This window comes from Microcoleus sp. C2D2, from assembly GCF_036702495.1.
Lineage (GTDB): Bacteria > Cyanobacteriota > Cyanobacteriia > Cyanobacteriales > Microcoleaceae > Microcoleus.
The window spans coordinates 41,073-65,354 of record NZ_JAUBTO010000010.1 but is presented as its reverse complement, the minus strand read 5'-3'; the positions used below and the strand labels follow the sequence as shown (position 1 = coordinate 65,354).

20 protein-coding genes are annotated in these 24,282 nt (G+C 47.2%); 7 read left to right on the top strand and 13 right to left on the bottom strand.

Features of this window, described 5'->3' with window-relative positions; genetic code table 11:
• Positions 1-85 precede the first annotated feature (85 nt).
• The 3 genes from QUB61_RS05830 to QUB61_RS05815 form a co-directional block, all read right to left on the bottom strand.
• Positions 86-1,162 carry a DUF3474 domain-containing protein gene (locus QUB61_RS05830; RefSeq protein ID WP_333124841.1) on the bottom strand — a complete coding sequence of 359 codons (1,077 nt, stop codon included), beginning with the start codon at positions 1,160-1,162 and terminating at the stop codon, positions 86-88.
• A 727-nt stretch (positions 1,163-1,889) separates the two neighbouring features.
• Positions 1,890-3,356 carry an amidophosphoribosyltransferase gene (purF, locus tag QUB61_RS05825; protein ID WP_333124836.1) on the bottom strand — a complete coding sequence of 489 codons (1,467 nt, stop codon included), beginning with the start codon at positions 3,354-3,356 and terminating at the stop codon, positions 1,890-1,892.
• Positions 3,357-4,487: 1,131 nt separating this feature from the next.
• Positions 4,488-6,287 (bottom strand): DUF6798 domain-containing protein, encoded by a 1,800-nt coding sequence (locus QUB61_RS05815; RefSeq protein WP_333124834.1) that lies wholly within the window; start codon positions 6,285-6,287, stop codon positions 4,488-4,490.
• 45 nt (positions 6,288-6,332) lie between these two features.
• Here QUB61_RS05815 and QUB61_RS05810 point away from each other — a divergent pair, with 45 nt between their 5' ends.
• Entirely contained in the window at positions 6,333-7,634 is a 1,302-nt protein-coding gene (locus QUB61_RS05810) for a WG repeat-containing protein (RefSeq protein ID WP_333124830.1), read from the top strand.
• Positions 7,635-7,870: 236 nt separating this feature from the next.
• Here QUB61_RS05810 and QUB61_RS05805 read toward each other — a convergent pair whose 3' ends face one another.
• The 3 genes from QUB61_RS05805 to purL all read right to left on the bottom strand — a co-directional run bounded on the left by QUB61_RS05805 (position 7,871) and on the right by purL (position 11,505).
• Positions 7,871-8,209 carry a hypothetical protein gene (locus QUB61_RS05805; RefSeq protein ID WP_333124827.1) on the bottom strand — a complete coding sequence of 113 codons (339 nt, stop codon included), beginning with the start codon at positions 8,207-8,209 and terminating at the stop codon, positions 7,871-7,873.
• Between the two features lie 71 nt (positions 8,210-8,280).
• Complete coding sequence (locus tag QUB61_RS05800; protein ID WP_333106499.1) at positions 8,281-8,496, bottom strand: hypothetical protein; 216 nt, start codon at positions 8,494-8,496, stop codon at positions 8,281-8,283.
• Positions 8,497-8,943: 447 nt separating this feature from the next.
• Positions 8,944-11,505, bottom strand: coding sequence for a phosphoribosylformylglycinamidine synthase subunit PurL (gene purL / locus QUB61_RS05795; RefSeq protein WP_333124825.1), 2,562 nt, complete (start codon positions 11,503-11,505; stop codon positions 8,944-8,946).
• A 142-nt stretch (positions 11,506-11,647) separates the two neighbouring features.
• On the opposite strand from purL, the gene QUB61_RS05790 reads away from it, so the two are divergent.
• Entirely contained in the window at positions 11,648-12,253 is a 606-nt protein-coding gene (locus QUB61_RS05790; protein ID WP_333124822.1) for a pentapeptide repeat-containing protein, read from the top strand.
• Between the two features lie 9 nt (positions 12,254-12,262).
• On the opposite strand, the gene QUB61_RS05785 is transcribed toward QUB61_RS05790, so the two are convergent.
• Positions 12,263-12,889, bottom strand: a complete 627-nt coding sequence (locus tag QUB61_RS05785) for a Uma2 family endonuclease (protein ID WP_333124819.1) — start codon at positions 12,887-12,889, stop codon at positions 12,263-12,265.
• Between the two features lie 136 nt (positions 12,890-13,025).
• On the opposite strand from QUB61_RS05785, the gene QUB61_RS05780 reads away from it, so the two are divergent.
• On the top strand, positions 13,026-14,759 hold the full coding sequence (locus QUB61_RS05780) for a DUF3352 domain-containing protein (RefSeq protein ID WP_333124817.1): 1,734 nt from the start codon (positions 13,026-13,028) through the stop codon (positions 14,757-14,759).
• A gap of 387 nt (positions 14,760-15,146) precedes the next feature.
• Here QUB61_RS05780 and mrdA read toward each other — a convergent pair whose 3' ends face one another.
• Complete coding sequence (mrdA, locus tag QUB61_RS05775) at positions 15,147-16,952, bottom strand: penicillin-binding protein 2 (RefSeq protein ID WP_333124816.1); 1,806 nt, start codon at positions 16,950-16,952, stop codon at positions 15,147-15,149.
• Positions 16,953-17,116: 164 nt separating this feature from the next.
• Positions 17,117-17,377 (bottom strand): hypothetical protein, encoded by a 261-nt coding sequence (locus QUB61_RS05770; protein WP_333124813.1) that lies wholly within the window; start codon positions 17,375-17,377, stop codon positions 17,117-17,119.
• A 79-nt stretch (positions 17,378-17,456) separates the two neighbouring features.
• Between QUB61_RS05770 and QUB61_RS05765 the strand changes: the two genes are divergently transcribed.
• Both QUB61_RS05765 and cysE read left to right on the top strand, forming a co-directional pair.
• On the top strand, positions 17,457-17,990 hold the full coding sequence (locus QUB61_RS05765; RefSeq protein ID WP_333124811.1) for a hypothetical protein: 534 nt from the start codon (positions 17,457-17,459) through the stop codon (positions 17,988-17,990).
• Between the two features lie 210 nt (positions 17,991-18,200).
• Positions 18,201-19,007, top strand: coding sequence for a serine O-acetyltransferase (gene cysE, locus QUB61_RS05760; RefSeq protein WP_333124809.1), 807 nt, complete (start codon positions 18,201-18,203; stop codon positions 19,005-19,007).
• Between the two features lie 486 nt (positions 19,008-19,493).
• Here cysE and QUB61_RS05755 read toward each other — a convergent pair whose 3' ends face one another.
• Entirely contained in the window at positions 19,494-20,075 is a 582-nt protein-coding gene (locus QUB61_RS05755; protein WP_333124806.1) for an Npun_F5749 family FMN-dependent PPOX-type flavoprotein, read from the bottom strand.
• Between the two features lie 274 nt (positions 20,076-20,349).
• On the opposite strand from QUB61_RS05755, the gene QUB61_RS05750 reads away from it, so the two are divergent.
• Positions 20,350-21,468, top strand: a complete 1,119-nt coding sequence (locus QUB61_RS05750) for a tocopherol cyclase family protein (RefSeq protein ID WP_333124804.1) — start codon at positions 20,350-20,352, stop codon at positions 21,466-21,468.
• A gap of 135 nt (positions 21,469-21,603) precedes the next feature.
• The gene (locus tag QUB61_RS05745) at positions 21,604-21,999 is read left to right on the top strand and encodes a biphenyl 2,3-dioxygenase (RefSeq protein ID WP_333124802.1); all 396 of its coding nucleotides are present in this window, start codon (positions 21,604-21,606) and stop codon (positions 21,997-21,999) included.
• Between the two features lie 90 nt (positions 22,000-22,089).
• On the opposite strand, the gene QUB61_RS05740 is transcribed toward QUB61_RS05745, so the two are convergent.
• The 3 genes from QUB61_RS05740 to clpS form a co-directional block, all read right to left on the bottom strand.
• Complete coding sequence (locus QUB61_RS05740) at positions 22,090-22,995, bottom strand: hypothetical protein (RefSeq protein WP_333124799.1); 906 nt, start codon at positions 22,993-22,995, stop codon at positions 22,090-22,092.
• Between the two features lie 232 nt (positions 22,996-23,227).
• Entirely contained in the window at positions 23,228-23,518 is a 291-nt protein-coding gene (locus QUB61_RS05735) for a hypothetical protein (protein WP_333124796.1), read from the bottom strand.
• 137 nt (positions 23,519-23,655) lie between these two features.
• Complete coding sequence (gene clpS, locus QUB61_RS05730; protein ID WP_172185659.1) at positions 23,656-23,949, bottom strand: ATP-dependent Clp protease adapter ClpS; 294 nt, start codon at positions 23,947-23,949, stop codon at positions 23,656-23,658.
• Between the last annotated feature and the right edge of the window lie 333 nt (positions 23,950-24,282).

Sequence of the window (24,282 nt, the reverse complement as noted above, 5' to 3'; positions counted from 1 at the left end):
CGTGCCCATCCCACAATAAAACTAACTTTTTGTGGGACGGGCTATCCAGCCTGTTTCTGAGAACGATCTCCCGATCTGAGATAATTCAATTCGATCGCCGAGTGCTAGGCGATTCGTAGCAAACTCCCGAACCTGTATCCGAGACAAAATGACAATCCCAGTAAGAGCGAATAAAGCTCTTCCAAATTGGCTCGGTTGACTTGCGATAATAATCGCCCAACACTGGCTTGATGGCTTCCGTTGCTTCCTTCAAGTGATAGTGCGGCATGGTCGAGAAAATGTGGTGGGCTACGTGAGTCCCGATGTCGTGATGGATGGAATTGATGATTCCGTAGTCGCGATCGATCGTAGACAATGCACCTTTCAAGAAATACCAATCTTTACCGCGATACCAAGGAATATCGGCTTCTGTGTGGTGCAGGTATGTTACCAAATCCAGCCACATCACGAACACTACATAGGGAACCAAGTAGAACTTGAGTAAAAACAGCCAACCAAACTGATAGGTTAGGGCGCCTAAAAAGCCTACCATCAGTACCAAGGATGCGGAACTCGTCAACACATCCCATTTTTCGGAGGGACGGAAAAGCTGGCTACCGGGCATGAAGTGAGAACCTGCCCGAACGCCCGATCCGCGAAACAGATAAATTGGGTAGGCAAATAACATCAAATAGAAGCGTCCCAGCTTTTCGTACCAGCGCATTTGTTCGTAATGGCTCTCCGACACGGGATACCAGCTTTCATCGTTATCTAAGCTGCCTGTATTCGCGTGGTGGGTTCTGTGACTGATCCGCCAACCGTGGAAGGGGACGAGAATTGGAGCGTGGGAGAGGTGTCCGATCAGGTTGTTGAGCCATTTGCTCTTAGAAAATGAACCGTGTCCGCAGTCGTGGCCCACTACAAACAATGCCCAAAACATCGTTCCCTGCATCAACCAAAAGATTGGGTAAAAGAGCCAGGAATCGACGGTGTAGGCGATCGCATACAAACCTGCGATAATTCCCAGATCTAAAAAGAAGTAAGCCAGAGATCTCCATGCCGAGGGTTCAAAACAGTGGGCTGGAATGGCTGATTTGATATCAGCAAGAGTAAAAGGTAACTCTGTTGTACGAGAGGATGAGCCTTGATTGCTCGGGGGATTGAGAACAGTATTTGATTGCACGAAGTTTCCGATTTAAGCTGACTTGAGAAACCGCATTCCGCCTTCTTTCAACAGTCAATCGATTTTAGATTTTAGATTTTAGATTTTAGATTCACTCCACAGATGAATCTGGGGGCTTAAACTAAGATCTAAATTTTTTGGCTCTCCCCGACTCGTGTCGGGGGGTTGTATTCCTCTGCGGGTGAGGTTACTTTCAACCTGCAAGGAGCCATATTTTTACTCTGCAAGGGTTTCTAAAGTTCTTTAGTTCGCATGAACAGCCCGTCCGCGATTCTCAAGCAAGTTGGCTTGGGGAATACTTGTATGGGGAAAATTAGTGCGATCGACCCTGTTATCTGAAAAAATCTCATGTGGCCGTTGTTCGTGCGAAATGCGACTTCAATCTGAGAGCGGATATCTGGAGGAAATACCTCCAGTCTCCAGGTAGCATACAGCGCTTCGAGCAGGAATTGTGAACGAGAGTGTAGGGAAGACCGCATCGATTTTAGATTGGCGATTTTAGATTTAAGGACAAATCTCAAATCTCAAATCTCCAATCAGAATCTTGGGTTTCACGCAAGTTCTACCCAAGCGACTGTTCACTATAGTTCACAAATTCTGCAATTATTGCTACAGCTAAGTTAATGTAACATTACTACACACATTCTGGCAACGACTTACCAGAAAATTTTGAAAACCCATAAATTGCCGAAAGTGAGGGGCGATCGCTTTCTGGCTTTTTGATTTTCTATGTTCCAGCTTTTTCTAATAGGAGCTTAGACCGTTTTACCACTTCTGGAACGTCGATCGGATAATCCCCAGTGAAACACGCCGAACAAAAACTCATCGGGTCTTCGTTAGTGGCCTTCAGCATTCCATCCCAACTCAAGAAAGCCAAAGAATCAACCCCAATTTGGGCGCCGATTTCAGCGACTGACTTAGTAGCAGCAATCAACTGATCTTGATTGTCCGTGTCGATCCCGTAGAAACAAGGATGAGTCACCGGCGGCGAGGAAATTCTCATGTGAACTGCGGTCGCGCCCGCATCCCGCAAGGCTTTGACAATTTTGCGGCTGGTAGTACCGCGCACGATCGAATCGTCGATAATAATTACTCGCTTTCCTTCCAACACATCTTTGAGAGGGTTGAGTTTCATGCGGATTCCTGACTCCCGCATTGTCTGAGTCGGTTGAATAAAAGTGCGCCCGACGTAGCGGTTTTTAATCAATCCTTCGGCGTAAGGAATGCCGGAAGCTTGAGAAAAGCCGATCGCCGCCGGGATTCCAGAATCCGGAACGCCGATGACTATATCAGCATCAGTCGGAGATTCTGCTGCTAACAAACGCCCGATCCGCAGTCGGTAGCTGTACAAACTTTCACCTTCCATTTGGCTGTCCGGTCGAGCAAAATAGATCATTTCAAAGATGCAAAGTTTGCGCTTCTGCTGCTGGCTCCAGTGGAAGGAAGCCATACCTTCCTCTGTAATCCAAACTAATTCCCCCGGTTCTACGTCCCGCAAAAATTCAGCACCGATAATATCCAAGCCGCAAGTTTCCGATGCTAAAACGTACCGTACCGGAGTTGTGGGGAGGAGGCCAATTACCAGCGGGCGAACCCCGTGGGGGTCGCGGACTCCCATCACGCCTTGGGGGGTGGCGATCGTCAAACTAAAGGCTCCTTGGCACATATTAAAGGCACTGATCGCTGCTTGCAGCCAGTCTTTGCCATTGTCTACCTCCGACCCGATCGCCACTGCGATCGCCTCTGAATCCGTCGTGCTGACAAACTCGCACTTCCGAGACAGCAATTCTTCTCGCAATTGTTTTGTATTGACAAGATTCCCGTTATGTGCTAAAGCCAGACTTCCCAAACGAGTTTCGACAACCACAGGCTGAGCGTTGACCACGCGCGACGAGCCCGTAGTAGAGTAGCGAGTGTGGCCTACGGCTAAGTTACCGGGCAAGTGACCTAAACTCGATTCGTTGAAGACTTGGGAAACCAGTCCCATATCTTTGTGCAGGTGGACTTTTTCACCGTCAAAAGTGGCAATCCCTGCGGATTCCTGACCCCGGTGCTGCAAAGCATACAAACCGAAGTAGGTCAACTTGGCGACATCTTCACCCGGTGCGTAGATACCAAAAACGCCGCAAGCTTCCTCTGGCTTGTCGGGTTTACTAGAATGCTCGTCAGCCGCGAAAGAATGGTTGGGGATCATAGATAGGTGGGTTCCTAATGGGGACGGTATGTTAGGGGGACAATTTCACCGATTCGTTCTTTTGGGGAAGATGTCGCATAACTTAACATTTCTTTAATCTTGCCACGGATCTGTCATTATTTCCAACTCGTGTAGCATTTCAGACAGAAGCGATGCCACGTTCAATCGCATTGTAGTATCGATCGCCCCCCGATCCTATAGTAACCTTGATTAATGGCGGGTCCTCGGGCGATGGATGGGGCGCGATCGGTGGGGCGCGATCGGTGGGGCGCGATCGGTGGGGCGCGATCGGTGGCGCGATTGAAATCGCTTCTATAGAAACTTTCGTCCCTCTCGCTTGAGACTAAGAGATAGGCGATCGTGCAATGGAAAATAAATTAGAAACTTGCTTGATGGGCTTTTTCAAATAGTAGAATTTAAGGGCGATCGATCTTGACTTTTTTAGGAAATTGACATACTATATCATCATGGGAATCTGTGCGGCCATGTAAAGTCATGTTGGGCGCAGCAAGTTATATGAATTTCAGTTAAACAAAAGATTCAGGCAAAAAACAGACTGAGCGCTCAATTATTCAAAATGTGCGATCGGCGATCAACATTACAACTATAATGACTGGCATAAAATATGGAAACTTTGCTGTTAACAGTCGTATTTTTTTGCAGCTAGTGCTAATCTTTCTAATTCTACAGGATGAGAAGCGTTATGTTACAGTGGCAAATAAAACTTCAATGCTGCCGAGCGGCCCATTCCTTATTTTTTCAGTAGTATGAAGATTAGGGCAAACGAAGACTATTTTTCTTACTTACAGCAGATTTCAGGTAAATAGAGCCCACTCAAAAAACTGCATTAAAGGGGTATATTAAGTGTTGATAATACCGTCCTATAAAAGCTGTACAGTGAGCCAAAACATACCGAATTAATTAGCTATTTTTGGTCAGGGAAATACCATAAACAGAGCGTGTGAAGGAATCTGTTCACTTTAGTTCTGAGCATATTTTGGCGAGCCTTAGCAGTGAGGGTACGATCTACAATACATAGACAATGTTTTTTGTCAATGCGTAAGTCTTAATCCGAATGCTGTGCTCTGGCACAGGTATTTACAAAATCGGAATGCTCCCTAGGAGAATCTCCTACAGTTCGCTAGTTGACAGCGAGTTTTTATAGACAACATAGGATTGATTGCGGTAAGCAACAGGCAACTCTAATCGGTGTTCAATGCCAGTAACCAGATAGGAAGCTTGATATTTAGCCATTAGTGCTTCAGCCTGTTGGGTTGTCAAGCGGTTGTAGCCCTCTGAAAGTTGCTTGTTAAAATTCCTCAAGTGATTCACCCCTCTAAAGCCACCACTTAAGTTCCGCAGACGCTCATACCACTCAAGTATCGCTTTTTTATTCTGGGGCGTTATAGCTTTGGCAGGGATGGGGCGCTCTGCCAGCCAGGTAATGCAGCCAACTTCCACGGGGGAAGATACGACGATCGCATCTTTCGGGGTATTGCTGCGTACCCAATAACAGAGGTCTTTCTCTTCAGGGTTCACCCCCTGTTGCTCACTGGGAAATAGACTTAGCTGGCGAAAGTCACTCTGGAAGATGTCCAACTGCGGTATTACTATCCAAGTCAGCAGCAGACTGCAGCAGACTGCTAGCACCCATCGCGCTTTTTTACCTGTGAATGAAAGCTGCAAGGCACAGGCAAATAACAGGCAGGCGTTAAGGGGTAGCATTAGGTCACCCAGTCGGAAGGGATAATATTGCAGGAAACGCCCTTGAGAATCGAAGGGCGCGATCGCCACCCCCAGCACGAACGGAATCAGGCTGATGAGCGTGAATTCAAATAGTCCAATATGAGCGGCGTAGTGTTCGGAGAACTCCCCTGTGAGTCGATCGATCCGATTGAGCCAAATGACGCTGGCACTGCAAGCACATATCAAAAGGTAAGCTATGAGATTTACCCAGGAATCTGAAGACCACCAAAGGGGATTTAGGTGGAAGGGCAACGCCAGGAAGACATATATAAACGAAGGCAGTAAAGCACCTTTAGGGATGGGAAGCAACAACTGATCCAGCACCGCCTGAATTGCAAAGGCACTGCCTGCCAGATATAGCAGAAGAATTAACCCCAATTCCCGAAGATTTAGAAGGCGGGTTTTCCGTCTTAAGACTAGCCATGCCAGTACAGTCAGAAATGTGTAGCCGCCTACAAGAACGTGGAATGAGGTTGCTAGCCCCAGCAACAAAGCCATCGGGCGATTGCGTCCTCTCAGCATTAGCCCGATCGCCAACAACACAAAACCGTAGGCAAATACTTTTGTTTCCAGCCCTCCTCCCAGCGATTCGCCAGCAGCCAAACTTTGTCCATTGTCTCCTATCAGAAACAGGCTAACCGCTAGCAATAGTAAAGGGAACTGCAACCCGATGCCCAGCTTTTTGCCTGCCAGCATTAGCCCAATCGCCAACAACAAAACAAGCAAACTAACCCAATTGATATTGCCGACTTGTAGCAACTCTATTGAGCTACCAAGGCCCCGGTAATAGTGAGGGTAAAAAAACAGGCTAAGAGCCAGCAGCAGTAATAGCAAATTCAATCCCAGCTTCCGGGCTATAAATACCAGTCCCGCAGCTATTAAGCCGTAGCCGAGTAACCGCCCTGTTATAGAAGTTGCCAGAAATCCCCAACTGACTATCAGCGGGCCAAACAAAGTTTGGAACAGCACCCTATAGCCTGGTGGTTGGTTCAGATACCAGTCTCCTGGAATCCAGGTACGGTCGGCATACTGTCTTGCTAAAGGCAGGACATCTACTTCGTTCCCACTCATATTGAGTTTCAACAATAGCAAGATACTGAGAAATGCCATTACTGCCAGAATTTCCAGCCCTATCCCAGCCAGCTTTGTCAGATTCGAGTGATTCTGTGAGCTTTGTTGCTGCATATATGCTAATCTCTCTCTTAAGACTCTGGTTGCGATACATTTATTATGGATTCTCCCATACAAGCGCCACCTCCGAAACCGCCACTGCGCGGGCGAGCGCTAGTATTATTAGCCGCAATAACCTGCCTGCTTGTGCTGCTTTGGTTATTGAGTCCTTTTCCACCCGGCTCGGCGCGATCGCCTGCGCTGTCTGTTGCACAACCTGCTCCTCCTCAAAGCCTTTTTGCAATAGAGCCCCAATACGATGAATTGTGGGGCTTTGCAGGCGATTTGTCAGTGGTCAAAGTTGGCTCGAAGTACGGCTTTATTGACAAAAGTGGCAAAATTGCCATTGGGCCCCGATTTGACGAGGCTGATTCTTTTTCCGAGGAGCTAGCACGCATCAGAATTGGCTCCAAATATGGCTTTATTGACAAAACTGGCAAAATTGTCATCAACCCTCAATTTGAAAGAGTCGGGGCTTTTGCCTCGGAGCGAGCACGGGTAAAAATTGGCTCCAAGTGGGGTTTTATTGATAAAAGAGGCCTCATCGCCATACAGCCCGAATTTGATGACGCTTATTACTTCGCCGACGGGCTGGGACGGGTAAAAATTGGCTCCAAGTGGGGCTATATCGATAAAAATGGCGATCGCGTCATTCCGCCTCAATTTGATTGGGCTGAGCCGTTTGCAGGCGAATGGGCGCGGGTAGGACTGGACGACAAATTGGGCTATATCAATAAAACTGGCTCTCTGGCGATCCCGCCTCAATTCGATGAGGCTGAGAACTTTGCCGAGGGGCTGGCGCTGGTAGCGATTGGCTCCAAATGGGGCTATATCGATCGAAGTGGCGATCTCGTTATTTCACCCCAATTTAACGGGGCGGATTCCTTTAGCGACGGGCTGGCTCGCATATGGATGGGATCTAAGATGGGTTGGCTCGATAAAACTGGCAAAATTGTCATTGGGCCCCAATTTAAGGGGGGTGGAAATTTTAGCGAGGGGCTGGCACAGGTGTGGAATGGCGACCAAAACGCCTATATTGACAAAACTGGAAAAATCGTCATCCCGTTCCGATTTAGAGGGGTTGGGGACTTTAACGAGGGGCTGGCGCGGGTAAGGATTGGCTCCAAGTGGGGCTATATCGATAAAATCGGCCTCATCGCCATAAAGCCTCAATTCGATCGCGCTGAAAATTTTGCCGACGGGCTGGCACGAATCCGGATTGGCTCCAAGTGGGGATATATTGATAAAATTGGCAACCAAATCATCCCGCCCCAATTCGATCGCGCTGCCAATTTTGACGGTGGAGTGGCACGAGTCGTCACTGACGGCAAAATCGGCTATCTTCGCAATCCTTTAAAGTGAAGAATTATTTCCCTGCGATCGCGAGCATCCCATTTTTGTAAAAGGTAAAAATTTCTCTCTTCTATTCATTTCGCCTCCGCTTTTTCGATCGCCGTTAAGGCCAGGAGTTGTATTTCTAATTCTTGGATTGTCATAGAAATTTTGGGATTTATGAATTGTGTAGCTATAGTTGGCTGTGACTGAATTGAAGGATAAGTATCACAGGAGTGAACCGTGCCAATAAATTATGGTGGAACTTAACGCTTCAGCTCAATATCAAACTCAAGCCGAGAACGATAAAAGTGAACGTCAAATTCTAAGAAAAAATTTTTCTGTCCCAGAATCAATGATACACTATCACTTTTTGCCCAAGCAAATACTAATCTTACCGGAGCAAACTCCCCTATTTCAGCCATGAAAAATACTGGCATCGCTGGTTGATTACCCACGTTACCGGCCAGTCGAATAATGGCTTTGCTGTCATCCCACACTAAGCCAAGCTGAATTCCTATTTGGTAAGGCAATACACTCACTGTTGCACCGCTGTCTACTAACCCAACAACTTCGACTCCCTGGTTATTGTGGCGCAGAATCAAGGGAATGCGCGGTAAGCTGTCAAACTCATCTTGAGAGGGGTGATTGGTAGAGTATTAAAATCGCATAATACTCACTTTTCGTCGCTGTTAGCCAGATTCATTGCCTGCATCAAAGCTGCACCAGCACCAAAAGTATCGTAAGGAGTTGGTAAGTAGTAAGTCTTGTAAGGTTCCAAAGGAAAAATATTCTCACTGATATCTTCTTCCGCCATAAGAATACGGATTAACTCTCGTTTATCGATCGCAGACAGTTTTCTAATGGTAGGGAGTAATTCTGTTAGTGTCATCGGTTGTTTTCCTACGATGCGTCTATCTTGATGATAGCAGGTCAACAGTTTTTGTAGGGTGCGTCGCTGTGGGATATTCGATGGAATTTACAGGTTTGAGATGGCGACGCACCTGACTGACTCTCGCGGTGCGTCGCTGCGAGATTGTCGATTTGATTTGTAGATTGTTCAATGCGACGCACCCTACCACTACTACGTGGAAACTAGGACGAGGAAGAAACCGAAGCTACCGCCACGCGAAAACCGAGGTGCCTGCTGCGATGGACGGCCCAATTCCTGGCACGATAGGCACTACGGCAATAGACCGTATTGCAGTTCCAGGCACCACTACGTTCTTGGGTGTGTTTTTAAACCCGGAGATCCCCCCTAGCCCCCCTTAAGAAGGGGGAAGAACACTCAAAGTCCCCCTTCTTAAGGGGGATTTAGGGGGATCAAAACTTCACGTTGTCAGACAGATGCAATCCGACGCTCGATCGCATTATAGAACCGATCGCCCATCTCACTCATGCTAACCTCAATTAACACTTGATTGTCAGCACTCACAACCCGCAAAGGTGATTCAGCACAGCAAACTAAACCAATTTTCTGCCACATTTGGGTCAAATGTTCTTGCAGGTAAGACTCCCAAATTTCTTGATTTTTCGGTGCGACTGAAACTATAATGCAGTTGCCCATCTCACCAAACAAAATTTCATCCCAGCGGCTGACCTTTTCCGAATTGAAACTGAGATGAATTTCTGCACCCATTTTAGCAGAGATACAGGATTCCGCGAGGGCGATCGCAATTCCACCTTCCGCACAATCATGGGCAGAACCTACCCAACCTTGCCGAATTCCATCGCGACAAACCGATTGCACTTTTCTTTCCAACTCAAAATCTATCCTTGGGGGTTTCCCAGCGACAATCCCGTGAATTGCCGCTAAATATTCCGAACCTCCCAAAGTTGGAAAAGTTTCGATTTTTGAGCTTTCAGATGGAAGTTCTGAGTTTTGGGATGATTCTCCCATTCCCAGCACATAAATTAAATCACCTTTCTTTAGCCAAGCTTGGCCGCAAATCTTCTTCAAATCGGGAATTAACCCGATCATTCCGATTACCGGAGTCGGATAAATTGGTTGAGGATTTCCCTCAGCATCAACCGTTTCATTGTAAAGAGACACATTGCCGCCAGTAACAGGCGTTCCCAACTCCCGACAAGCATCAGCAATCCCGCGACAAGCTGACGCTAACTGCCAATATCCGATCGGCTTTTCGGGACTGCCAAAATTCAAATTATCAGTAACTGCGACAGGTTCAGCACCCACACAGCTTAAGTTTCTCGCTGCTTCCGCTACGACTGCTTTTGCACCTTCATAAGGATCGAGATAAACATAACGAGAATTGCAATCAACCGTTGCAGCAACTCCGGGAATAATCCCCAGGGGCGCTTCCTCCTTGCTAAGGGGGGGAGAAAGTTTTGGAGTTTCCCTACCTTGTGCCTTTGTAAATAGAGGAATTACCTCTTCTTCCTGTTTGCTTTCGGAAGCTAGAGAAACAGCATTTTCTCTCTGTAGATCCCCCTTAGCAAGGGGGTGTACTTCTAGCCCGTTAGCAAGGGAAGATTGGCAAGGTTCTAGGGGACGCAATCTGATGACCGCAGCATCAGCACCTCCCGGCAAAACTACAGTATTGTTTTGCACTTGATGGTCGTATTGGCGATAAACCCAGCGTTTAGAAGCGATAGTGGGAGTATCTAAAAGCGTCAGCAAAATCTGATTCCAAGTTTGGAAATTACCTTGAACTTCGATACCTGTAACTGTGGATTCTGGCAGGGAATCCGCCGTCCATTCCCATGCTTTCCTAGCATATTCTGGCGGTTCTGTCAACAATTCTCGGTGATAAATTGGCGTGTTATCTGCCAAAGCAGTCGCGGTAATTTCGGCAGCGATTTCGCCTTTAAAGAGAATTCGGACGATCGGCTTTTCGATAACTGTCCCCGCTACTACCGCGTGCAATCCCCAGCGGTGGAAAATATCGATTAATTCCTGTTCGCGTCCTTTTTGGGCAACAAACAACATCCGTTCTTGGGATTCCGAAAGCAGGTATTCGTAGGGAATCATGCCGCTTTCTCGAACGGGAACTTTGTCTAAATCGAATTCAATGCCGACGCCGCCTTTGGCTGCCATTTCTGATGTCGAACAGGTAATTCCGGCGGCACCCATATCTTGGGCGGCGACGACTGCACCTGTTTTGAATGCTTCTAAACAAGCTTCAATTAAGGATTTTTCTAAAAATGGATCTCCTACTTGGACAGCGGGGCGATCGTCCATTGATTTGTCTGTCAATTCTGCACTGGCAAAACTTGCTCCTCCCATGCCATCTCGCCCGGTAGTTGAACCGACATAAAGCACGGGATTTCCGATGCCGGATGCCCCGGATTTTACGATTTCTTGAGTTTCCATTAAACCCAAGGCCATGACGTTAACTAGCGGGTTGCCGGAATAAGCAGGATCGAAGTAAACTTCGCCGCCAACTGTGGGCACGCCGATGCAATTTCCATAATGGGAAATTCCCGATACTACGCCTTTGAACAATCTCTGAGTTTTAGGGTCGTCTAAGTTGCCGAAACGCAGGGAATTTAAAAGTGCGATGGGGCGCGCCCCCATTGTGAAGATATCGCGGAGAATCCCGCCGACACCTGTTGCTGCACCTTGGAAAGGTTCGACTGCTGAGGGGTGGTTGTGGGATTCAATTTTGAAGGCGAGTTGCAAGCCGTCTCCCAAGTCTACGACGCCGGCATTTTCTCCAGGTCCGACGAGAATTCGATCGCCCTCTGTGGGAAACTGTTTTAATAGCGGCCGCGAATTTTTGTAACAGCAGTGTTCGCTCCACATGACGCCGAACATTCCCAATTCAGCTTTATTGGGATGGCGACCTAGACGCTGAACGATTTCTTCATATTCTTCTGGTTTGAGTCTTTCAGCGGCAATTTGTTCGGGGGAAAATGGGGATTCGGAGATGGGAGACATGGAAACTCGTTATAAACCACAGGCTTTATTCTAAATGCCCTGTGCTTGGTTAATCTACAATCTATAATCTAAAATCTAAAATCCCAAGCTTTTGGTTTGCTAATTTAAAATCTAAAATCTAAAATCTAAAATCTAAAATCGAATGACTTTACCTCGAAATCTCAATTTTGCTAACCAAGACTTGCGGAACCGTTCTTTTAAAGGTCTTGACTTGTCTGGGGCGAATTTCAGCGGTTGCGACATTCGAGGCTGCAATTTCACCGGGGCGATTTTGAAGGGGGCAAATTTTCAGGGTGTCAGAACCGGACAAAGCCGCAGGCGGGTGAAAAATTTGATTGCTAGGGCTGGGGTAACTGCGGTGACAGTGACGACGGCTGGGGCTTTGACTGGACTCATTGGCGGGGCGGATGCGGGGGCTGTGGCGGTTACCGGAACGGCTGCTACGGCGATTGCTGCGACTCGGGGCGAGGCTGGAATTGTGGCGGGGGCTGTGGCTGGGGCTGCTGCTGCGATCGGCGCTAGCGGTATTGTGACATTTTTGGGCGGAGATACTCTCAGGGGAATTGTCTTATTTTTGGTTTCTGGGGTAATTCTTGGCTTAACTGCGATCGGCTTTTTTATCGCTGTTGAAGAAATAGAAAAATTGTCGGTTACATCGTTTAGGAAGGCTGATTTGACTGATGCTGCATTCGATGCGGGGGCGATTCTAGATGCAGATTTTTCCGATGCGCGAGGATTGCGGTGGTAGGCTGCACAATTACTGATTTCTCACCCATTCCCGGAATTCTCGCACTGCTGCGGTTGCGCCTGTAGTTTGACACCGATGGATAAATTCGTCAACTTTTGCAGTCGGTAGCATTGGGAAAGCCCGGGAAAAATTGCACTCGGCATATTCGCCATTTTGCAATTGATAAAACTTGATGCTTCGTCCGTCGTACCGCCAAATTTCTGGTACGCCTAAATCTGCATATAAATCGAGTTGATTTAAGGAACTGCTGGTAATATCAATTTCCAGTGCTAAATCGGGCGGCGGATCTTGAGCAAAGTCTAATTCGGTTCTCCCTCTGACGAGTGGTTCGTTCTGGATATAATAGCATGAATCTGGTTCTTTTCCCGCTGCTTTTTTTCGTTTTTTAATCGTCATCGAGCCAAAGGGGTTGTACTCCAGATTGAGTTCTTCTATGAGAGTTACAATTAAGCGATCGATCAGCCTGTTGCGATTTTCATGTTCCGGTAGGGGTACCATAATTTCTAATTGACCTTGATGATAAGCAATTCTGGTGGAACGTTTGTTGCCCAGTTCTGCTAGCAGGCTTTCATATAACTGCCAACTGATATTTTGCAGTAAAACTCGCTGTTCGGGGGACGTCGATATTGTTAGCATTTTACTTGGTTTTAGATATTGAGAATATTTTAGTTTAGCCTTTTTTTTTTGCGAACCGCACAAAAAGTATCTGCCGACAGCTACGGTTATGCGCTACTCTAGTTAATAATAGACTGTGGTCATTAGTCCTTGTTGTATGAAGCTGCGATCGTTCTTTTCTTTCCTCATTGCTGGCGTCTTGGCACTCTTAGGCTTGAGTGCAGGTGGTTTTTACTGGCTGACAACTCACACTCCCCTGAATTTGCTCGCTGGCGGGCCGACAACTACTCCGGCTGCGGCTGTGTTTGTCTCGAAACAAACACCTTTGTTAGCTTCAATGCTGGTAAATCCCGATCGCCTCGAAGCATTGCGGCAAGTTTTTGCCAGTCCCGAAGAAAGAAGTCGATCGCACGCAGAATTTGAGCAAATCAAAAAAAGTCTCCTCGCCAATACAGGCCTCGATTACACGCGAGATATCGAACCTTGGATAGGTGACGAAATTACCCTCGCTGTCCTAGATATAGATTTCGATGGCGACAGCAACAACGGCAAACAAAGCGGGTTTTTGCTGGCCGTTTCCTCCAAAAATGTCGATCGCAGCCAACAATTTCTCGACTCCTACTGGCGAAAACAATCTCGTGGGAATAAAACAGTGCAGTCGGAAATATATAAAGGCGTGCAAATTAATTATAAACAAGTACCAATAGCCAACAAAACAACCTCTCCGATTTCGCCTTTCAACCCGCTTTCTCTGCCGAAGACAACTTTGCCTCCCAGCTTCGCAACAGCGGCTATCGGCGGCAGTTCAGATTCAGGAACTAACCCCAGTTTTGTTTTATTTGCCAACAGCCCAACTGTGATTCGAGATGCAATTAACAACGTTGAAGCAGCCAACCTAAATCTCAACAATAGTCCTAACTATCAAAAAGCTTTTGGGCAGTTAACTGAAGGCAGAATAGCTTTAGCATTTGTTAATCTCCCGCAGTCAGCAACCGAGCAAAATCCCCAAGTTTCTCTTAATTCCCTCGCAGTTGCTGTCGGAGTCAACCGACGGGGATTGCTGGCTCAAACTGCTTTAGTGACATCGCGAGAAAACACAGCTTCTCCAACACTCTCAGAACCAGTGAAAGCCTTGCAATACATTCCCTCCGCCAGTCCTTTCGCGGTCGCCAGCACCGATTTAAGGAATTTTTGGGCTGATTTATCATCGGCGGTGTCTACTAATGCAGAAGTCTCAAAATTAGTCGATCGCACCTTCGCAGATATTCAGCAAGTGTGGGGCGTCAACCTGCAGCAGGATATATTTAACTGGGTACAAGGAGAATACGCTTTAGGATTGCTTCCGAATTCGGCAAATAGTGCGGACTGGATTTTTGCCGCCGAAAAATCTGCTGATTCCCAAAAGGCGATCGACAAACTCGATGAAATTGCCCGCAGCAAAGAATACAGCATCGGCAGCTTCACTCTCAGAAACCAGAAAATTACCGCTTGGACGCAGTTGACAACGAGTCAAAATTTGGGTAAAAAAAATAAGAGAAAAAGTGCGATCGAAACCGAGGCAAAAGGAGTCCGAGCCACCGTCGGCAAATACGAAATTTTCACCACTTCAGTAGAAGCAATGGACGCAGCACTAGAAGCAGCAGAAACAGGCTCTTTAGTTGCCAATCAAGATTTTCAAACCAGCATTGAACCGCTACCGCCATCTAACGACGGCTATTTTTATGTAGACTGGCCCTCCAGCAGGGCTATTTGGGAAAAACAAATCCCGCTGTTGAGGTTAATTGAACTTTCGGCAAGACCATTGTTCGACCACTTGCGATCGCTCACCGTCACCAGTACCGGAGAAATAACAGGAATTCGCAAAGCTACAATATTTATGCGGCTGAATTAGTCATTAGCCATTAGTCATTAGTCATTAGTCATCAGTCATTAGTCATCAGTCAACAGTCAACAGTCAACAGTCAACAATGACGGACGGTGCAACCGGAATCGATATCATATCAAATCCTAAATTTTGTCGCGGGTTCACCAAAATATAAAATCCCAGCGAAAGATTCAGGTAAACGCGCCCCAACAACCTATCAGCAGTCATTAGTCATACCACTTTTCCAAAATATTGCTACAAACATTTTGTTTGGGTTTAGTTGCACCGGCCCAACCTACTGTCTATTGACTAATAACTGCTGACTAATAACTGCTGACTAATAACTGCTGACTAATGACTGCTGACTAATGACTGCTGACTAATGACTGCTGACTAATGACTGCTGACTAATGACTAATTTGGCGGTTTCTGTTTCCCAAAATAAGCTTGAAAAACCTCTTTGGCGATCGGGGCTGCTGCAACAGAACCAAAACCGCCATTTTCCACAACCACGGCGATCGCAATTTCCGGCTTGTCAGCGGGCCCGAAGGCGACATACAAAGAGTGATCCTTCTGTCCGATGACCTCCGAAGTCCCTGTTTTGCCCCCCGTCAGCGGAATCGAACCGTCATTCATCGCCTGTCCCGTACCCTCGGCAACCACCGCGATCAGTCCTTCCTTAATCACCTGAATTGTTGAAGGTTTCATCCCTGTATGTACCCGTTGAGTCTGCGGCGTGCCGGTCATAGAAGTCAAAAGATGGGGCTTCACGCGATAGCCGCCGTTAGCGATCGAACTCACCATCACCGCCGCCTCCAAAGGAGTCATCAACACCAACCCCTGCCCGATCGACATCGTTACCGTATCACCCGCATACCAAGGTTCTTTATATATTTTCTCCTTCTCGGCCGGCGTCGGGACTTGACCGCGATCGCCACCGCCTAGCCCCAAAAGATTCAAATCCGTATCCTTGCCAATTCCCAAGCGGTGTCCCCACTTAGAAATTTGCTCCGGCCCGGTACTAACCCCCACTTGATAAAAAAACGTATTGCTGCTGAAAGCCAAGGCCTCCCGAAAGCCGATGTTGCCGTAACCGCCGCTGTGTTCGTTAAAATCAATTCCCCCCACAGTAATGTAAGACGAAGTACCGAGAATTGAGTCCGGCGAAAACTTGCCCGACTCCAGGCCCGCGACGGAAGTCACAATTTTAAAAGTGCTACCGGGGGGATAGCCTTGCATGGCCCGATTCAAAAATGGATTTTCCGCGTCTTGAAGAGTTTGCCACTCATCCTTCGTGATTTTTCGCGTAAACAGATTGGGGTCAAAAGTCGGGTGGCTAGCCATAACTAATACCGCCCCGGTTTTGACATCCAGGGCCACTACTGCTCCCCGGCGGTTCCCCAGGGCTTGTTCGGCTGCTTTTTGCATGGACAAGTCTATGGTTAGCTGCACCGCCTCACCCGGTGTCGGCGGTGTCTCTCCGATCAGCCGCAACTCTTGATTTTGGGCATTTACCTCGATCAGCCGATCGCCCCACACTCCCGCAATCTTCTCGTTAGAACTCGCTTCTATGCCCATCTGACCGACAATCATCCCCATCGGATATTCCGGGTTAGCTTCCAAGTCTGCTGCGGTAGCTTCGCCAATATATCCGAGAACATGAGCCGCCACACTGGCTTCGGGATAATAGCGCTTCGCTTCTGGTCGCACTTCCACTCCGCGTATTTGTCCCACCTGTTCTGCTAGTGGCACAAACACCTCTGGCGGCATCGCTTGCTTGATCCGCACCGGTCTGTAGGATAGAGGATCGACTTGTTTTATTTTTTGTAAAATTTCTTCGGCCGGGATTTTTACCAGCGGACTCAACTTGTTTGCTGTAACTTTCCACTCTTCCGGCGTTTGTTCTTTCGGCCACAAATATACCGATCGAGCTAAATTGTTTGCCGCTAGCAGCTTGCCTTTGCGATCGATAATGTGTCCGCGATTCGCCGGCATTGGCACTAGGCGAACGCGATTGTTTTCGGCTCGTTCCCGGTGTTGCTTCCCTTGTACCAGTTGCAATTCCACCAGCCGACTAGCGTGCAGGCCCAGCAAACCGGTTGCCACTAGCATTAACACGAGCGCCCGGTGTATCGGACGATCCTGTTTCTTCGGAGTTTCCCCCAGAGTTTTGTCAGAAGAGTGAAATGCTGATATCGAATAAATTTGTCGTTGCATCATTCTATAGGTAGATGTCAAATCCTAGATTTTATACTCCGGATTGTCAATTGTGAAGTATACATCATCAGACCGGGGGCGATCGGGCATTGGCCGTTGGGGGAAGCGGAATGATTAATAATTAGCTTTTGACTAATAATTAATAACTCATGAATGCTGACTGCTGACTAATCCCCCAAGCACCAAGAAATAGCCAGCACAATCAATGCCAGGCTCAGCCAATTAGGGAAGTGGAGCCAGCCGCCTAGACCTATAGGTAACAATACCAAAACCTGTGTCAATAGGGAACCGATAGCCAACAGCAAGGCTAGAAGTATCAAATTTATCATCTTGACACCGTACAAATTCGGATATGAGTCGCTCGCCTGTGGCAGAAATCCGAGTGGCACAGGCGAGGGCGATCGTACAGGGATTGTCCTGATAGACATAAGGAAGAGAAGCCTGGAGGTTTTGAACAAATTTAAAAAAAATTATTATTCCTCCAGAGTTAGGATGATAGGGGCCCCGATGGGTAAATTCAGAGTTTTGATTTTAAGTTGTGACGCCAGGAGAATTGCCATGTTGTTCGATCGGGGAGCCAATTTCAAAAACGGTGCGATCGCCGCGATCGTCGCCGCGATCGTCGCCCTACCAGTTTTAGCAGAAACAGCAAATTTCGGCACTTTAACTTTATCGCCAGGTTTTGAGTCCCCAACAGCAGTTTTGAGAGGTTCCACAGGGGGATCGTACTCTCTATCTGCCATAGCCAACGCCGATCGCCACAAAAACAAATGTTTGGGTTTTGCCACTCCAACTCCCGACCACATCATAGTCTTGCAGCAAAAATTTTCAAAACTCACACTCCAAGTCAACAGCCGAGGCAAGGACACAACCTTACTCGTACAAGGCCCCGGTAATGCAGTGCGCTGCGGAGACGATGCAGGTCAGAATAAAGATGCTGGCATTGTTGATTCAGACTGGGAAGCAGGGTCTTACAGGATTTGGGTCGGTACTCTCGAACCCGGAGTCAAGTCTGACTATACAATCTCAGTACAGGAATAGAACGCGGCGCTGTGGGATGGGGAAAATAAAATATCAACAAATTCTCCCCCAATCTCCTCTTCTGGCACGGTGCCACTGCCCCAATCTCCCCCAATCGGCCAATCTGTTAATCTCCCACTCCCCGATTTCCCGATCGACCGCACACTTCCCCAATCCAGTAAAATGTAAAATCGAAAGTGGCGTGTTTAACCAAAATTGGTAACTCTGAAAGTGCTAAAGACCCTTAGAGCTGACTTCAGTATAATTTTCGATCGCGACCCTGCAGCTCGCAACTGGCTGGAAGTTTTGTTTTGCTACCCCGGTCTTCAGGCCCTAGTGCTGCACCGCCTCGCACACTGGCTTTACGTGCTGGGACTTCCCTTCATCCCCCGCTTGATTTCCCACATTGCTCGCTTTTTGACCGGAATTGAAATTCACCCCGGGGCAACCATCGGCAAAAGCGTATTCATCGACCACGGTATGGGGGTTGTGATCGGCGAAACAGCGATTATCGGCGATTTTGCCCTAATTTACCAAGGTGTCACCCTCGGCGGCACAGGCAAGGAAAGCGGCAAGCGTCACCCTACCGTCGGCGAAAATGTAGTTGTCGGTGCCGGCGCCAAGGTACTCGGCAATCTGCTAATTGGCAACAACGTTCGCATCGGCGCCGGTTCCGTCGTGCTGAGGGACGTACCATCTGACTGTACGGTTGTAGGGATTCCCGGCCGCATCGTCTATCGATCGGGAGTGCGCGTCAATCCCCTAGAACACGGCAGTTTGCCGGATTCGGAAGCAGTGGTAATTCGCTCTTTGCTCGATCGCATCGAGTCCCTCGAACAGCAAGTAAAAAGTTTGCTTCCTCAAGCATCTGTCTCCTTAACTTCTGTTCCCAGTTCCCACAATTTCCACTCAGTATCAGAAGCTTTAAACCAAGCCAGCAATGTAGCCTTAGCCGAAAAAACACAGCTAATTACAACCCCTAGCTGCAAGTTAAAAGATAAAGCAATTCAAGAATTTTTCGACGGCACGGGCATCTAAAATTTGAATTGGGCATAGGGCATAGGGCATAGGGAATTGGGCATAAGGCATTGGTGAATGTTAATTGTTAACTGTTGACATACTCACCGACCTGAAGGTGCGGTGATTCCTAAGCCTCACAACTTAGGTTTCTGCTTCTTAGCAGCGGCCTCCACCCTCAAGGAGATTTGGTCTTATGCTCGCTCCACAGACTAACCCCGCAAGCCCTGCGGTTTTATGTGTCGAATACCAACAAAAATCTTTGTTGTTTGATTCTAGGGGTGGACTGTCCATTGCCCTGTCCTCTTTTCCCGGTCTACCGATTTTTCTTCCCCGTTGCAATTGTTGCAAGCTTTGGTGTTAGGGTTTATGTCTCCATCGTCACGGGTGGGTCATTGACCACTCAAATTATACCAGTAAAGCCGTCCTAAAAGGACGGGGTTTCTACCCAAATTTTCTGATGACTACTGACTAATGACTGCTGACTTATGACTAATGACTTCTTTTTCAAGGATTGACCGATCGCACAGACCAATTTCCCTCCCCGTCGCGCCGATAAAGCGATCGGTTCTGCGGTTCCCCCCGCAACTCCAACAAATCCACCGTTTCCGGTTCCAACAACAGCAAGCAAAAATTAGGCAGCGGCTCGATCGGATCTGGGGCAGCAGAATCAAAAGCGCCAGCCGGGGCTTTGTCATCCCCCGGATGCGGCCAAGCAAATTGCGATCGAGCCGCCTCAGAAAGCTCCTGCCAAGCTGTGCGGCGCGATGAGCACAACTGGGCCTCTGGATAATCTGCCCCTACCAAAATCAGTTGTCCAGCAATCCGAAATTGTTCGCGAGTTTGGGGGAAATACCAGCAAATTTCCCCCCAAGGATAGAGGTTAATTTCCTCTGCCTTTTGACTGCGAATATCTGTAATAAACTTTAACTGATTAGTATCTGCTAAAAAGCCTCGAAACACCACAGTGCGGTTAGCCGGACGCCCGGTGGCGCGAACAGTTGCAAGTTGCAAGTAGCGGGCAAAAGCAAGACTGCGGTTGCGGTGGAGCGCGCGAGCTAGGGGCGATCGCCAAAGTGCTAAAGACATAATTAATAACCTATCATATGGGTAATGGGATTAGTCAGTAGTCAGTAGTCATTAGTCCTTAGTCCTTAGTCAGTAGTCAGTAGTCCTTAGTTATTGGGAATTGGGAATTGGGAATTGGGAATTGGGCATAGTTTCTTGTTTTTCTTCTTCCTTCTTCCTTCTTCCTTCTTCCTTCTTCCTTCTTCCTTCTTCCTTCTGACTAATGACTACTAGCTAATAACTAATAACTAATGACTAATGACTAATGACTCTTCTTTTTGCTATTGGTAATTTTATGTCAAATTCACTCTCAAAACTCAAAACTATTGAAACTCCCCACAGTAACTACCACTGGGACGGCAGTTCCCGCCGCTTTTTTGAAGGCTGGTACTATCGAATAACATTACCCGCTCGCGGACAATCTTTTGCATTCATGTATTCAATAGAAGACCCCAGAGGCGGTCAACCTTACAGTGGCGGTGCAGCTCAAATTCTCGGTCCCGAAGATAGCTATTTGTGCCGCACATTCCCCGATGTAAATAAGTTTTGGGCGCACCGAGAAAGCTTGGCTTTCGGACATTGGGGCAGAACAGATTTACAAATTAAACCCCAATATTTAGAACCCCAAGTATTCGACAGCCGCGTCGAAGAAGGCTATCAAGCTACTGCTACCTTGAATCAAGGTTATCTCCACGATCCGGGAAGCGGTAGCCGCTGTTTTTGGCAATACGAAATTCAACCTGTTTACGGCTGGGGCAACTCTGAGCAACTCCAGAAATCCACGGCGGGAATGGTATCTTTTCTACCCATATTTGAACCGGGATGGCAAATTTTAATGGCTCACGGTTTAGCCACGGGCTGGATAGATTGGAACGGCGAACGCTACCAATTTAAAGATGCTCCCGCTTACAGCGAAAAAAACTGGGGCGGTGCTTTTCCGCAAAAGTGGTTTTGGGTTAATTGCAATTGTTTTCAAGGCGAAAGCGATTTAGCTTTAACTGCTGGCGGCGGCAAGCGGGGCGTGCTGTGGTGGATGGAATCCGTAGCAATGATTTGTCTGCATTACCGAGGCAAATTTTACGAATTTGTGCCTTGGAATTCCCAAGTTAGTTGGAATATTGAACCTTGGGGAAGCTGGAAAATGCAGGCGAGAAACAGTCAGTTTGAAGTTGAGTTAATTGCCACTACAAACCGTCCTGGTACTTATCTGCGAGCTCCTACAGAAAAAGGTCTGGCTTTTTGCTGCCGGGATACGACGCAGGGCAAGTTGCGCTTGCAACTGCGAGAATTGTTGGGGGGAAATGTTGACAAAAATGGCAAGCAGCGTTCTAGAATTATCTTAGAGGCTGAAAGTTCTTTGCCAGGTTTGGAAGTTGGGGGCGGGCCTTGGGATGGAGTTTGGCGATCGAATTAAGTCATTAGTCAGTAGTCAGCAGTCAGTAGTCAGTAGTCAGTAGTCAGTAGTCAGTCGTTATTAGTCAGTCGTCAGTCGTCATTAGTCAGTTAACAGTTAACAGTAGTCAGAACAGCCACGATCGATTTACTCGGTTTGCAATTAGGCAAATTCTACCGCAGCCAGCGGTTACAACAAGCTCTCAAGGTGATTTTGGGACTGATTTTATGTTTGGGGACAATCTTGATGCCCGCGGCAATTGCTAGGGCGGCCGGTGATTTGTCTCGCCAACCAGTGACCGAAATTACTGTTAGTTTAGGTAACGAAGCTGGGGAACTCAATTTTTTTCCCAATCTGCTAGAATTTGAATCGGGAAAACGCTATAAATTAGTGCTAAAAAATCCCAGTTCGCAGAAACCTTATTTCACTGCCAAAAACTTTGCTGATGCGAGTTGGACTCAAAAAGTTGAAGCTGGTAATGTGGAAATTAAAGGAGCGATTCACGAATTGGAACTTAAACCGGGCGCTATGGCAGAATGGGTGTTTCCATGAAATCGGGAAGTTACAACCTGCGGTGTACGGTAGCAGGACATACAGAGGCGGGGATGATTGGCAAAATTACGATCGCCTCTTAAATCCCAGTTAATACATTAAGAGATTGACTAATTTTTGTGTAATCGGAAAATTAGTTTGACGCTCAAAGTGGATAAACATCGGACTAGGATTTGCCTCTAAAAATACATACTCACCCGTTGGCTTGAGACGCCAATCAATAGCAGTCCACTCTAGCATAAATGCCTTTAATATTGCCAAACATTGTTTTTTAACTGATTCAGGCAAATCTATCGGAATTAGCTCAGCCTGTAAATCTTCCCGAAAATCCAAAGCTTGACTGCGAATTTCCGCAGAATAGACTGATTCACCGATCGCATAACTGCGAATGTTTGTGCCAGGAATATACTCTTGTATTGTGATTGGAGAAATACTCAAAGCCAAGCCCAGCCGATTAGCTTCTAAATGCGCCTCTGTCACCAACTTGGTATGAGCGCCACCATAAACAGGCTTAAAAATTGCTTTTTCATGAGCTTCCACAAATTCTCTAACTTGCTCTGGATTGTTACTGATTAAAGTTGCAGGAATCGTAACTCCTATTTGCTTGGCCAGACTCAGTTGTAGGGGTTTTTCTTTATGAAATTGGTAGGCCTGCCAGGAATTAATCCAGCGAGCCGGACAAGCTTGCATGAGCGATCGCACTGTACTCATTGAATCATTAAATGCAACTTGCTGTTGATTTGCATCTTTTAAAGGTGGAACATAAACACCGGAAAAATTGCGCCAAAATACACTGTGAATATCTTGAAAATTCAACTGGCGACCTCCGGGTAGCGTCAAGCACCCTACCAGGGTATCAGGTTGCCAAGACAGACGTAACTGTCTGGGAAACAGATAGGTATCTAAATAATCTACTTCTGCACCGGCTTGGGTGAGAGCATCTTTTATATGAGCAGCATGAGCATCTGAATCATTACCCAGAATTAAAATGTTCATGGGAAAATTTAAAATTAAAAATCTGCTAAAATGCAAGTAAATAAATGAAAAGTCGCATCACTTGTTTTGAGAGTGTTGCAACTTTTTATCTATAAAAAAAGAACTGTCGAATGAGGCTGAATTTTTGAAAGCCTCATTACACAAACAATCTGAATAGTTCAGGAATTAGGCAGAATCTCTACAATTGTCGGCAGGAATGAGATTACCAATAAATAGGGCCTCCACCGCCTTCTCACCAAGCTTTCGTCCAAGACCCTCCACCCTCTTCACCGATAGCCAGAGTGGTCGCCGGAGGCTCGAAAACAGGCGGGCGAGAAACTGGAAATCCTCCTCCTCCTTCACTTCCCGGACAGGGAGCTGAGATACACTGTATCGGGCCACCCCCACCTTCTTCACCTACAGCCAGAGTCGTGACACGACTTCCACCTCGGATGTGGGTGGCTTCTTCATCAGTTAGCGGCTCTCCAAAATCTAAATCCATTGCTTCGAGTTCAGCAGGATCTAAATCAAAAGGATGATTCATAAAATTCTCCTATTTGAGTAAAAGATTGTGCAGGTTTATATATAATCTAGCTCAGGAGAACCGAGTTATGTTGCCTTTGTGGCAGATTTCAAATTAAGTTAACGAAACTTGAAACTTGCCTTCAACTCTACAAATTTTTATGTAGACTCTAGCGGAGCCATTGTCAGTCCAGCACGGCTCAATTGCATATGATAAAGTTCTGCTTGCTCTTGCGGGCCAACCCAGACGGTGGCCTGGCCTTCGTGGTGGATTTGGTTGGCGAGTTTCCAAGCTCGATCGCTCGTCATCCCTGGAATGTATTTCGTCAAACATTCCACAACGTGCTGAAATGTGTTGAAATCGTCGTTGAGAACTATTACCCGATAGTTGGGATAAGGTTTGCGGGTAACTTGACTCGATCGAACGGGTGCTATGGTTGGTGAAGAGGTCATCGCGCGAACAGCCACTGAAACTACAAAATTCGTGAAAGAGTTACCGATAAAATTATAACACAATTTCAGAATTTTTTAACCCCTACTTGGTATTTTGATCCGCTTCGGGGTTTATTTTCACCGCCTGGCCCTGCGTTAGACTTCTCCAGAAACTATTGTGGGGAGTTGGGGTTAGGCCATTAGTGTCAACAATCGCCTAAAACCCCTGAGAAATCTCGCTTTTACCTGAGTCTAGATCCCCCTAAATCCCCCTTAAAAAGGGCGACGAAATATCGGACTCTTGTCCCCCCTTTTTAAGGGGGGCTAGGGGGAGATGGCCCTAATCGTAAAACA